Source organism: Mesorhizobium sp. M7A.F.Ca.ET.027.02.1.1, from assembly GCF_004022985.1.
GTDB lineage: Bacteria > Pseudomonadota > Alphaproteobacteria > Rhizobiales > Rhizobiaceae > Mesorhizobium.
Genome location: NZ_RZOL01000177.1, coordinates 1 through 12,248, shown reverse-complemented (window position 1 = coordinate 12,248; position 12,248 = coordinate 1). Strand labels below are relative to the sequence as shown.

Sequence of the window (12,248 nt, the reverse complement as noted above, 5' to 3'; positions counted from 1 at the left end):
AACAAACCGAAGCCGCTCATCCATGATGCCAGTCTCTCGCCAAACCATCGCCGGTCCTCCCGGCGGACAAGAAAACTGTCACCCATCTAATCAGTCCATTCTGTTACCTATCTATCCGGTTCGGACACCGGCCCCTCTCTCCCCGTCACTATACGGAGAGAGATGTCCGGCAGGGCAATGAGGGGCGGCGCAAACCAAAGATCTTTAGTCGATGCGCTGTGCGACGTGGTTTCAACGCGACGCACGATCGCTTTGAAAGCTCAGATCACCGAATCCGTCCAGTGCACGATCTGCCCGGCGGCGTCGCCGAACGCCTTGTCGAGCGCGCTGACATAGGCAGGATTGCCGCTGCCCGAGACGGGTGCGGTTGCGGTGAAGCTCTTGGAGGCACGGACCTCGCCGTTGCGATCGTTCAGGATACGCACGAACAGATCGACCTCGGCATGTTCGCCGCCGTCGACACGCACCTCGAAGGACCGGATTTCGACGATCACCTGATAGTCGATCGCCAGGCCCTCGCCCGGCTTGCCGACGCCGGCAAAGCTGCCTGAACGCTGGAAGGTCTCGGCCAGCCGCGCCTGCACGATCAACGGCAGCCGGTCGGCCCATTGCGCGCCCTTGAGATACTGGATCGACCGATCCGACGGCTTGATGACGATATTCTGGCTGTCCAGCGCCTTGAGCGCCGACGGCTGCGCGATCAGGATCTGGCGGCGGCTATGGCCATGCGCGTCGACCGAAGGCGCTGACAGTTCGAACGTATCGAGCGGCGCGGGCTTGCCGCCCAACGCCGCGCAGCCGGCCAGCGTCAAGGCAAGCAGTGCCGCAGCCGAAGTCAACCCGCCCGTTTTCACCCATACAGACTTCACGCGCGATCCCCGTTGTCCCCGGATCGTAAGATCGACCCGCTTTCGCGGCTCATGTTTCTGGGGCGCGCCGTCGCCGAAGTCAACGCCGCGCCCTGCCATCGAATTGCCGAACCTCGCCGTCGCCACCCGAAAGGATGCGCTGCGGATTGCGGCTGAGATCGGTCACCGCCTCCTCGATGCGGCTGATCGAACGGCGGCTGTCCTGCACCAAGGCCTCGACGTTCGAAAGTCCCTGTCCCGAGAAGCGCGCCAGATTGTCGGTGATGACGCCAAGGCGGGCATTCAGCGTGTCGGCAACCTGCTTGAACGACTTCAGCGTCGCCCTGGCATCCGCCATCACGCCGTCGGCCTGCCCCGACCCGAGCAAGGTATCGACCCTGGCAAGAATGCCATCGACGCGCACCGAGGCATCGTTTAGCCGTTGCGCGAGCTGCTTTGCGTCCTTGATCGTCTGGTCGATGTCGTCGGCCCGGTTGGCGAACTTGTGGGTCACCTCCGCGATGTCGGCGGCGGCCTTGTCGGCGCTCTCGCTGGCCTTTTGGATGTTGGCGAGCGCCGAGCGCACTTGTGCGGGATCGATACCGTCGAGCACGTTGTCGACCTTGGCCAGCGTGCCTTGCGTCTGCTTGGCGAAATCGTTGACCGACCCCACGGCCGTATCGACGTTCTTGATTACGCCGTCGAGCTGCTTCGACGTCTCCTTGAGGTTACCGGTTACCGCGTCGACATTGGCGACGATGCTCTTGATCTTGTCCTTGTCGACGGCGTTGAGAAGGCCTTCGGCTGCTTTCAGCGTGCCGTCGAGTTTGCCGGAAACGCCTTTAAGCTCATCCGCCAGCGTGCTGGCGGCGGACAGGAACTTGTCGATGCCATCCGAATTCTTGGCCAGCGCATCGGAGAAGGTCTGAACATTCTGGACGGTCTGCGTCAGCGGCCCGCGAACGTCCCTGGTGAAGCCTTCGAGCTCGGTCAGCACCTTGTCGGCGCGGGTGAAGATATTCTGCGCCGTCTGCAAGAGGTTGGTCACCGCCGACGGGTTGGCAACGATCTCGGCGACCTTGCCTTCCTTTTCCGCCTGGTCGAGGAGTTTCACTTCCTTGGGGTCGGCGCCCTTGAGCTCGATGTTGGCCTGCCCGGTCAGGCCGGCAAGCCCGATATCGGCTTGCGTCGATTTGGTGATCGGCGTCATGCGGTCGATCTCGGTATCGGCGATGGCAACCGTCGGATTGTCGACGTCGATATAGACGCGCTTGACGTCGCCGACCTTGACGCCGTTGAACAGCACGAAACTGCCGCGGCCAAGCCCGGACGCCGAGCCCGGAATGCGCACGCGCAGCAACGTCGTCTCGCCCTTGTCGCCGATCGCCGCCGTCCAGTAGACGAAGGCAAACGCCGCCAGGATCGCGGCCAGCGTGAAGATGCCGACAATGACGTAGTTGGCTCTGGTTTCCATTGTCCCACTTATGGCTATGCGCGCGCCGCAAGATCAAGTTGCCGGGCGCGTTTTCCGCGGAAATAGGACTTTACCCACGGTTCCTCGCTCTTCAGCATGTCGTCGATGGTGCCTTCGACCAGCACTTTCTTCTTGCCGAGCACGGCCACCCGGTCGCAAGCGGTGAACAGCGTGTCGAGATCGTGCGTCACCATGTAGACGGTCAGATCCATCGTATCGCGCAGCTTGACGACCAGCTCGTCGAACTCCGCCGCGCTGATCGGATCGAGGCCCGATGTCGGCTCGTCGAGGAAGACGATGTCGGGATCGAGCGCGAGCGCCCGGGCCAGCGCGGCGCGCTTGATCATGCCGCCGGACAGTTCGGACGGGAATTTCTGCGCTGCATCGGGCGGCAGCCCGACCAGTTCGATCTTGAGCATCGCCAGTTCGTCCATCAGCTTTCGCGGCAGGTCGAGATATTCGCGCATCGGCACCTGGACGTTTTCCTGCACTGTCAGCGCCGAGAACAGCGCGCCGTGCTGGAACAGCACGCCAAGTCGCATGTCGATGCGCAGACGCTCGGCATCATCAGCTTTCTCGACATCGACGCCGAACAGCTTGATCGTACCCGACTGCTTGCGCGTCAGGCCGAGAATGGTGCGCAGCAGAACGGATTTACCAGCACCCGAGGCACCGACAAATCCAAGGATTTCGCCGCGCCTTATGTCGAGCGACAGTCTGTCGAGGATAAGCTTGTCGGCGAAGGACACGCTGATGTCGTGCGCGGATAGCACGATGTCGCCCTCGCCCGCCTCATCCGCCAATGCGCCCGCCCTTTTCCTGTTTCGCAGCTTCATCTCAGAACTCGATCGCTGCGTAGAACATGGCAAAAAGTCCGTCGAGGATGATGACGACGAAGATCGACTTCACAACCGAAGCGGTAACATGCTGGCCGAGCGATTCGGCGCTGCCGCCGACCTTCATGCCTTCGACCGAGGCAATCGTGCCGATGATCATGGCCATGAACGGCGCCTTGATCAGGCCGGCAAAGATGGTGCTGAGATCGATGGCGACGCGCAACCGGTCGATGAAGGCGGCGGGCGGGATGTCGGAATAGAGCCAGGCAGCCAGTATGCCGCCGCCGAGTGCGGCGAAATTGGCGATGATGGTCAGGCACGGCAAGGCGATGACCAGCGCCACGAGCCGCGGAAAGACCAGGACGCCGATCGGGTTGAGCCCGATGACCTTCAGCGCGTCGACCTCCTCGCGCATCTTCATCGAGCCGATCTCGGCGGTGATCGCGCTGCCGGAGCGGCCGGCGATCATGATCGCCGTCATCAGCACGCCGAGTTCGCGCAGGATTAGCACGCCGACCAGGTCGACGACGAAGATATCGGCGCCGAAATAGCTGAGCTGATAGGCGCCTTGCTGGGCAACGATGGCGCCGACGATCGCCGACATCAGCACCACCACCGGAATGGCGCCGACGCCCATGCGGTCGATCTGGTTGAAAATCGCCGCCGGGTTGACGGCATGGCCACGGCCGAGCTTCATCTGCGCGCCACGGATGGTGGCGCCGAGGATGTTCATCGAGGCGAGAAAATCGTCGCGCATCTCGTAGACCCGGCGGCCAACCGCCTCCAGCGCGCGAATGACGATGTTGGGCCGTCGCGCCGGGCCGGATTCGGGTTCGCGCCGCACGGCCTCGCCGACAGCTTCGAGCAGGATCGAAGCGATCTCGCTCTGGCCTTGCATCTGGATCTCGACGCCCTTCTTCTCGAAGGCGCTGACCAGCCGGTCGATCAGCCAGGCCCCGGCGGTGTCCATCTTCTCGATCTTGGAAACATCGAGCGCCAAGGTTTTGAAGCCGCTTCGCTTTTCGATCTTGCGCATGTCGGCGTCGATGAGCGCGACGGTCCTTGTGGTCCAGATTCCGGAGAAAGCGCAGCCAAGAACGCCGTCCTCCTCGCCGATCGCCACACGCGGTTCGTGGTCAGCCTCCCCTGCGGTCGTGCCGCTTGCGTCGCGCTTGCCGATGGTCAACATGGCGTCCTGTTTAGCCTGACGGGTCTGACCTGTCGATTTGCCGACAACGCTTGTCGCATAGCAGGAGCAGAAAAATATGGCGCGTGTCATTTCGGTCGAGGCCGAGCGTTTTCCCATCGCCGGAACCTTCACCATTTCGCGAGGTTCCAAGACCGAAGCCGAAGTGATCTCCTGCACGATCGGCGAGGGCGGCCACCTCGGCCGTGGCGAATGCGTCCCCTACAAGCGCTATGGCGAGACCATGGAGGGCGTGCGCGACGCGATCGAGGCCATGCGCGGCCGGATCGCCGGTGGCATCGGCCGGACCGCCTTGCTTGATGCGATGCCGGCCGGAGCCGCCCGCAACGCCATAGACTGCGCTCTGTGGGACCTGGAGGCAAAGCTCAGCGGAACCTCGGTAGCAGTCGCGATAGGTGCTCTTCCCTTGCAGGCGCTCGAAACCGCCTACACGCTGTCGCTGGACGAGCCGGAGGCGATGGCGGCGCAGGCTCGCGCCAATGCGGCGCGGCCGCTGCTCAAGGTCAAGATCGGCGGCGACAACGACATCGCCCGCATCCGCGCGGTCAGGCAGGCAGCGCCAGACAGCCGCATCATCCTCGACGCCAATGAGGGCTGGAGCGACGACAACATCGTTGCGAACCTCGCCTTTGCCGCCGAACAAGGCATCGCGCTGATCGAGCAGCCGCTGCCGGCCGGTCATGACGAAATCCTGCGCCATATCGCCCATCCCGTGCCGATCTGCGCCGATGAAAGCGTGCATGAGGCTGAGAATCTCGAAGCGCTTGTCGGTCTCTACGATGCCGTCAACATCAAGCTCGACAAGTCGGGGGGCCTGACTGCGGCACTGGTGCTGCGCGATCGCGCCCGCGAACTCGGTTTCGGCGTGATGGTCGGCTGCATGGTCGGCACGTCATTGGCGATGGCGCCAGCGGTGCTGCTTGCCCAGCATGCCGATTTCGTCGACCTCGACGGTCCGCTGCTGCTTGCCCGCGACCGGGTACCGGGCCTTGTCTACCAGGGATCGCTGGTGTCACCGCCCGATGTGGCGCTGTGGGGCTGAGCGCGCTGCAAGGCCGATCAGCACGAGGCCGATCAAGGCGATCGGGATCATGGCAAAGAAGCCGTCCACGCCGAGATGGTCGTAGAGCGGGCCGGACGCCAGCGTCACCACCGCCATGAAGAAGCCGTTGGAGAAATAGGCAATGCCTTGCGCGGCACCTGTCCGCTCCTCGGAGACGGTTTCGCCGATCATCTTCTGCAGGCCGATCAGCCCAAGCGCCACCGAGACCGAGTGCAGCGACTGGACACCGAAGAAACCGGGAATGCCGAGGCCGAGCGGCCAGACCAGCGGAAAGGCGATCCAGCGCACGATGGAGCCGATCCCCGCCATCACCATGATCGACACGACGGAGAACCGGTCAAAAAAGCGGGTGAACATCATGAACATGCAGACTTCCGACACCACGCCCCAGGCCCATAAGAGACCGACAACCGAATCGCTGAGGCCGATCGATTTCCAGTAGATGGAGACGAAACCGTAGAGGAATGCGTGGCTGGCGGTTATGACGCCGACGCCGACGGAAAAATACAGGAAATACGGGTTGAGAAGCTTCGGCGCCGAATGCTGGATATCGGTGGCCGACAGCGGTGAGGCGCGCCGTGGACGGCCTAGACGCGGCGCCAGCAGGCCAGCGGCAAGGGCCGCGGCAAACGCCGCCAGAATGATAACCGGAACGGCCTGCGAGCCGGTTGCCGACAGAATGAAGCCGCCGGCGACATTGGCGCAGAGATAGGAGATCGAGCCCCATTTGCGCATGCTTGTGTAGTTCGAACCGAAGCGGCGGACACCCGAAAGCGCCAGCGAGTCGGCGATCGGCGAATGCGGCGTCCAGACAATGGTCAGCGCCAGTGAGACCGCCAGCACCATCGCATAGGTCGGCGGCAGGAAATAGCCTGCCGACAGGAGCAGTGATGCAGCCATCAGCGCGACATAGACATCGGCGCGGTCCCTGGCACGGTCGGCCAACGCGGTCAGTAACGGCGTCGTCACCACGCGCAGGAACATCGGCGCCGCCAGAATGACGGCGATCTGCTCGGCGTGAAAACCCTTGGCCTGCAGCCACAGTGGAAAATAAGGCAAATGGGTTCCGAGCGGCACGTACAGCGTCGCGAAGATCAGGCTCATGCGCAGTTCGAAATGGCGCGGCTTGACGAGTTGTTCGGGCGAGAGCTGCGGCAGGGCCATGAATCGATCCAATCGCGCTGTATTCGACCGGACGGCAACGCGTGTCGATCCCTTAACATGGACGAAAACCGGACGAAACCGGTTGGACTAATTGATCGATTCCGAAGCCTGAAAAGACTTCGGACTATGCCGCCTGCCCTACCCGGTCCTTGATGAGCAACGGGACAAAGGGCTCGTCCGGCGCTTCTGGCAGCACCTGCGCCCAGGTCAGGATTTCCATGCGGCCGTCAAAATGCTCGACCACGGCCGTGCAGCTTTCCACCCAGTCGCCGGTGTTGATGTACTGGACATCGCCAAAATTCTCGATGACGGCATGATGGATGTGGCCGCAAATGACGCCGTCGACGTGTGAACGACGCGCCTCATCCGCAAGCATGGTCTGGAACGAGCCGATGAAGTTCACCGCTTTCTTGACGTTGTGCTTGGCCCAGGACGAAAACGACCAATACGGCAGGCCGAGCAGTTGCCGCAGCCGCGTCACCACGCGGTTGACCAGCATGGCCGCGTCATAGGCATGGTCGCCGAGATAGGCCAGCCAGCGCGCATTGTGGACCACGGTGTCGAACTGGTCGCCATGGATGACGAGCAGGCGCTTGCCGTCGGCGGTCTCGTGGATGGCACGGTCGGCGACGACGATGCCGCCGAAATGCACGCCCTGGAACTGGCGGGCGAACTCGTCATGGTTGCCGGCGATGTAGGTGATGTTGGCGCCCTTGCGCGCCTTGCGCAGCAGTTTCTGCACGACGTCATTGTGGCTTTGCGGCCAGTGCCAGCTCCGCCGCAGCCGCCAGCCGTCGACGATGTCGCCCACCAGATAGATGATATCGGCATCGTGATATCGAAGGAAATCGATCAGGAACTCGGCCTTGGCCGCCTTCGAGCCCAGATGGACATCGGAAATGAACATGCTGCGGAAAGTGCGGGGCTCTTGGCCGGACATCGCGATTTCACCGTTGCTTTCGCGAGCCTATGCCCCGATTCATGCAACAACCGTATGACGGTTGCGATTGGTCCAGCCGAAGGACTAGCTTGCCGGCCAAATCACAGGAGAAATCGTCATGGATCTCGGTATCCGCGGAAAGAAGGCCATCGTCTGCGCTTCGAGCAAGGGACTTGGGCGCGGTTGCGCCATGGCGCTGGCGGAAGCCGGCTGCGATGTCGTGGTCAACGGGCGCAATGCCGAGCTGGTGGCGAAAACCGCCGCGGAGTTGCGCGAGCGATATGGCGTCACGGTGACGGAAGTCGTTGGCGACGTTTCGAAGCCGGAGGTGCAGAAGGCGCTGCTCGCGGCTTGCCCCGAGCCGGACATCCTCGTCAACAACAATGGCGGCCCGCCGCTTCGCGATTTCCGCACGCTCGATCGCGAAAAGATCCTCGAAGGCGTCACCCAGAACATGGTGACGCCGATCGAGCTGGTCCAGGCTGTCCTTGACGGCATGGCGGCGCGCGGCTTCGGCCGCATCGTCAACATCACATCGCTGTCGGTCTATGTGCCCATTCCCGGCCTCGACCTGTCGTCCGGCGCGCGCGCCGGCCTGACCTCGTTTCTTGCCGGCGTGGCCAGAACGGTGATCGACCGCAACGTGACCATCAACAGTCTTTTGCCGGGCAAGCTCGACACCGACCGGCTGCGCGGCCCGCATGAAGCCGGCAGCGTCGAAAGCCCTAAGGCCGCAGCCGCGCGCAAGACCCGCATCAGCGCCGACGTTCCGGCCAAGCGGCTCGGCACGCCGGAAGAATTCGGCCAGATCTGCGCCTTCCTGTGCTCGGTCCATGCGGGCTATCTGACCGGGCAGAACATACCGGTCGATGGTGGTCTCTACGTCAGCGCCTTTTGATCAACTTGTCCGTGAAACTGTAGGAGCCGTCCGTTAGAGAATCGGCATAAGCATTTGATCATTAGCAACTTTCTACGCGCCGCCGGGTAAAGCTGCCGGCGCGTCAATTAGCGTCGCGAAAAACCACGGCTGCATGCTAAAAGGGAATCTCAGCCAGATTTCGAGGGAGCGGCCGCATGGAAGGCGAGAGCAAAAAGACGGCACGTTCGGACCTCGACGAAGCCGCCCTCTACTTCCACAAGCACCCAAGGCCGGGAAAGCTCGAGATACAGGCGACCAAGCCGCTCGGCAATCAGCGCGACCTCGCGCTCGCCTATTCGCCTGGCGTCGCCGCCCCTTGCCTGGAAATCCGCGACGACCCGGCGACCGCCGCCGACTACACCGCACGCGCCAATCTGGTCGGTGTCGTCACAAACGGATCGGCGGTGCTCGGCCTCGGCAATATCGGCCCGCTGGCCTCCAAACCGGTCATGGAAGGCAAAGCCGTCCTGTTCAAGAAGTTCGCCGGTATCGATGTCTTCGACATAGAGATCGACGCGCCCGGTATCGAGCGCATGGTCGAGACGATCTCGGCGCTCGAGCCGACTTTCGGCGGCATCAATCTCGAGGACATCAAGGCGCCGGAATGCTTCGAGGTCGAGGAACAGTTGAAGGCCCGCATGGGCATACCGGTGTTCCACGACGACCAGCACGGCACCGCCATCATTGTCGCCGCCGCCGTGCTCAACGGGCTGGAATTCGCCGGAAAAACCATATCTGACATCAAGATCGTCACCTCCGGCGCCGGGGCTGCCGCCCTTGCCTGCCTCAACCTGCTGGTCTCGCTCGGCGCCAAAGTCGAAAACATCTGGGTCACCGACCGTTTCGGCGTTGCCTACAAAGGGCGGACCGACGAGATGGACCGCTGGAAAGACCCTTATGTGAAGGACACCGAGGCGCGCACGCTGGCCGACGTCATATCGGGCGCAGATGTCTTCCTCGGCCTCTCGGCGGCAGGCGTGCTGAAGCCGGAACTGCTTGAGCACATGGCGCCAAAACCGCTGATCCTGGCGCTGGCCAACCCCAATCCCGAGATCATGCCGGAAACGGCGCGTGCGGCGCGTCCCGATGCGATGATCTGCACAGGCAGGTCCGATTTTCCCAATCAGGTCAACAACGTACTGTGTTTTCCTTACATCTTCCGCGGCGCGCTCGACTGTGGTGCCAGCGCTATCAACGAGGAGATGAAGATGGCGGCGGTCCGCGCCATCGCAGCCCTTGCCCGCGAGGAACCTTCAGATGTCGCTGCCCGCGCCTATTCCGGCGAGACGCCGATCTTCGGCCCTGAATTCCTGATCCCTTCGCCCTTCGATCCACGCCTGATCCTGCGCATAGCGCCCGCGGTCGCCAAGGCGGCCTGCGACACCGGTGTCGCGACAAGGCCGATCACCGATTTCGCCGCCTATATCGACAAGCTGAACCGCTTCGTCTTCCGCTCCGGCCTGGTGATGAAGCCGGTGTTCTCGTCAGCCAAGGCATCGAGCGCCAAGCGCGTCATCTATGCAGACGGCGAGGATGAGCGCGTGCTGCGCGCCGCCCAGGTGGTGCTCGAGGAAGGCATCGCCGAGCCGATCCTGATCGGCCGGCCGCACGTCATCGAGGTGCGCCTGAAGCGCTACGGCTTGCGCATCAAGCCCGGTGTGGATTTCGGCCTGATCAACCCGGAAGACGATCCGCGCTACCGCCATTATGTCGACCTTCTGATCGAACTCGCCGGCCGGCGCGGCGTCACGACGGAAGCCGCGCGCACCATGGTGCGCACCGACAACACGGTGATCGCAGCACTTGCGCTGAAACGCGGCGATGCCGATGCAATGGTTTGCGGCCTCGAAGGGCGCTTCGAGCGGCATCTGCGCAACGTCACCTTGATCATCGGCCCGCGCACCGGCGTCAAGGATCGCGACCTGTCGACGCTTTCCATGCTGATCTCGCAGCGCGGTATCATCTTCCTGACCGACACCCACGTCTCCGTCGACCCGACGGCGGAAGAAATCGCTGAGATGACGGTGCTGGCGGCGGAAGAAATCCAGCGCTTCGGCATCGAGCCGAAGGCAGCGCTGCTCTCGCATTCGGATTTCGGCTCGCGCGATTCGCCCAGTGCCCTGAAGATGCGGCAAGCGGCGGCGATCCTGGCGCGCATTGCCCCAGAGATGGAATGCGATGGCGAGATGCACGCCGATTCCGCTCTGTCGGAGCATCTGCGCCAGCGCGTCTATCCGCATTCACGGCTGAAGGGCGAAGCCAATTTGCTGGTGTTCCCCAACCTCGATTCGGCCAACATCACGCTGACGGCGCTCAGGACCATGATGGATGCGCTACACGTCGGGCCGATCCTGCTCGGCACGGACATGCCGGCGCATATATTGACGCCGTCGGTCACCTCGCGCGGCGTCGTCAACATGACGGCGCTTGCCGTCGTGGAAGCCGCCCACAAGGCACAGGCGGTGGTCAATCTGGGCTGAACACGGATTTCGCGGTAAACTGCAGTTAACCGCGAACACGGTAGCATTGCGGGCTAACAGTCGGATTTGGCAGGCGGAGTTTGGGCAGATGGCAAGCGGAGGGTGGAAGCAGGCGCATGCTGCCGTGCTGCTTGGCCTGCTGTTGTCCGCAAGCTGGGGGGTGGCCGAGCCACAGGCCGCCTCGCGGGTCTGCCGCCAGCTGGAAGCCGATCTTGCCGCGTCCTCGCGCGGCGGCGGTGGCGATCCGGCGCTGATCCGGAAATACGATTCCGCAATTGCCAGGCAGCATGAGCAGATTTCGAAAGCCCGCGGCCAAGCGAGCCGGGCCGGGTGCGGCTTTTCGCTGTTTGGCCGCAACCTCAATCAATGCGCCGGGCTAAACGCCACCATCGATCGCATGAATGCCAATCTCGACGCCTTGCAGAACAAGCGCGAGCGGCTGGCCGGCGGCGGCTCGCGCCGCGACCGCGGACGCATCCTGGCGGCGCTTGACGCCAATGGCTGCCGCGACGACGCCGTTGCGCCTCGGCGGGCGCCTTTGCAGGAAGCCAACCGCGAGGGCGGCAGCGCAAACCTGTTCGATCAGCTTTTTGGCGGCAACAGCCAGCAGCTCGATATGCTTGATGAGCCCAACCAGCCCGACGATCCCGGCGAGGAGCGCAATGTCCGCCGTGTGCTCAACCAGCCCGGCATACCCGATTTTCCGAGCGTCGGCGGTGAGTTCCACACTTCCTGTGTGCGCACCTGCGACGGCTACTTCTTCCCGATGTCGAACTCAGCCTCGGCAGGCGATTTCGAACGTGACCAGAAGAATTGCGAATCGAGCTGCCCCGGCACCGAGATGCAGGTTTTCTATTCGCGCGGCATGGACGACGATTCGGCCTCGATGACGTCATCCGTCACCGGCCGACCCTACAGCGAATTGCCGACCGCCTATCTCTACAAGCAGCCCGATATGTCGCGGCCGCCGGCTTGCGGCTGCAACGCCGCCGCGCAGGGTTTTCAGATCATCGCCGGCAACCCGCCGAATCCGGAACAGTTGCAACCCGAGACGGACTCCGCACCGTTCATTCCGGTGCCGATCTCCAAACCGGATCCAGGTGCCGATCCCGAAACGCTGGCCAATCAGGAAGGCGGGCTCGACCGCGAGGCGATCAAGCGGGTTTCCGCCAAGCCGGTGACGTCGCCGGTGTCCGCGCTGCCGCCGGAACAGCGCAAGGTCAGGGTCGTCGGGCCAACGTTCCTTCCCGACCCATCAGCGGCAATAGATCTGCAAGCTCCGGCCCCGAAGGCAGTCCGGTAAGGGCTGTCCTGAGC

10 protein-coding genes and 1 pseudogene are annotated in these 12,248 nt (G+C 63.2%); 4 read left to right on the top strand and 7 right to left on the bottom strand.

The genetic code is table 11. The annotated features are described in order from the left end of the window. Positions 1–260: 260 nt before the first annotated feature. From EN749_RS19555 to EN749_RS19540, 4 genes are read right to left on the bottom strand one after another with little or no spacing between them, the layout of a single operon-like run. Positions 261–968 (bottom strand): ABC-type transport auxiliary lipoprotein family protein, encoded by a 708-nt coding sequence (locus EN749_RS19555; protein ID WP_128363752.1) that lies wholly within the window; start codon positions 966–968, stop codon positions 261–263. Continuing rightward, positions 949–2,322 carry an MlaD family protein gene (locus EN749_RS19550; protein WP_128363751.1) on the bottom strand — a complete coding sequence of 458 codons (1,374 nt, stop codon included), beginning with the start codon at positions 2,320–2,322 and terminating at the stop codon, positions 949–951. The genes EN749_RS19555 and EN749_RS19550 overlap by 20 nt, the downstream gene beginning before the upstream one ends. 14 nt (positions 2,323–2,336) lie before the next feature. Then, complete coding sequence (locus EN749_RS19545) at positions 2,337–3,158, bottom strand: ABC transporter ATP-binding protein (RefSeq protein WP_127810519.1); 822 nt, start codon at positions 3,156–3,158, stop codon at positions 2,337–2,339. 1 nt (position 3,159) lies between these two features. Then, complete coding sequence (locus EN749_RS19540; protein WP_128363750.1) at positions 3,160–4,347, bottom strand: ABC transporter permease; 1,188 nt, start codon at positions 4,345–4,347, stop codon at positions 3,160–3,162. 76 nt (positions 4,348–4,423) lie between these two features. On the opposite strand from EN749_RS19540, the gene dgcA reads away from it, so the two are divergent. After that, positions 4,424–5,407 carry an N-acetyl-D-Glu racemase DgcA gene (gene dgcA, locus EN749_RS19535; protein WP_127810520.1) on the top strand — a complete coding sequence of 328 codons (984 nt, stop codon included), beginning with the start codon at positions 4,424–4,426 and terminating at the stop codon, positions 5,405–5,407. Here the strand turns inward: dgcA and EN749_RS19530 are convergent. Both EN749_RS19530 and EN749_RS19525 read right to left on the bottom strand, forming a co-directional pair. After that, on the bottom strand, positions 5,378–6,592 hold the full coding sequence (locus tag EN749_RS19530) for an MFS transporter (RefSeq protein WP_127810521.1): 1,215 nt from the start codon (positions 6,590–6,592) through the stop codon (positions 5,378–5,380). The genes dgcA and EN749_RS19530 overlap by 30 nt on opposite strands. A 124-nt stretch (positions 6,593–6,716) precedes the next feature. Continuing rightward, on the bottom strand, positions 6,717–7,532 hold the full coding sequence (locus EN749_RS19525; RefSeq protein WP_127399074.1) for a UDP-2,3-diacylglucosamine diphosphatase: 816 nt from the start codon (positions 7,530–7,532) through the stop codon (positions 6,717–6,719). Positions 7,533–7,650: 118 nt separating this feature from the next. On the opposite strand from EN749_RS19525, the gene EN749_RS19520 reads away from it, so the two are divergent. The 3 genes and pseudogenes from EN749_RS19520 to EN749_RS39605 all read left to right on the top strand — a co-directional run. After that, positions 7,651–8,430 (top strand): SDR family oxidoreductase, encoded by a 780-nt coding sequence (locus tag EN749_RS19520; RefSeq protein ID WP_128363749.1) that lies wholly within the window; start codon positions 7,651–7,653, stop codon positions 8,428–8,430. A gap of 176 nt (positions 8,431–8,606) precedes the next feature. Continuing rightward, a complete protein-coding gene (locus EN749_RS19515; protein ID WP_128363748.1) occupies positions 8,607–10,931 on the top strand; it encodes an NADP-dependent malic enzyme in 2,325 nt (774 codons plus the stop codon). 88 nt (positions 10,932–11,019) lie between these two features. After that, positions 11,020–11,919, top strand: a pseudogene (locus EN749_RS39605) (DUF2865 domain-containing protein); the annotation flags it as partial. Between the two features lie 232 nt (positions 11,920–12,151). On the opposite strand, the gene EN749_RS38890 reads toward EN749_RS39605, so the two are convergent. Continuing rightward, complete coding sequence (locus EN749_RS38890; RefSeq protein ID WP_281061920.1) at positions 12,152–12,226, bottom strand: hypothetical protein; 75 nt, start codon at positions 12,224–12,226, stop codon at positions 12,152–12,154. Between the last annotated feature and the right edge of the window lie 22 nt (positions 12,227–12,248).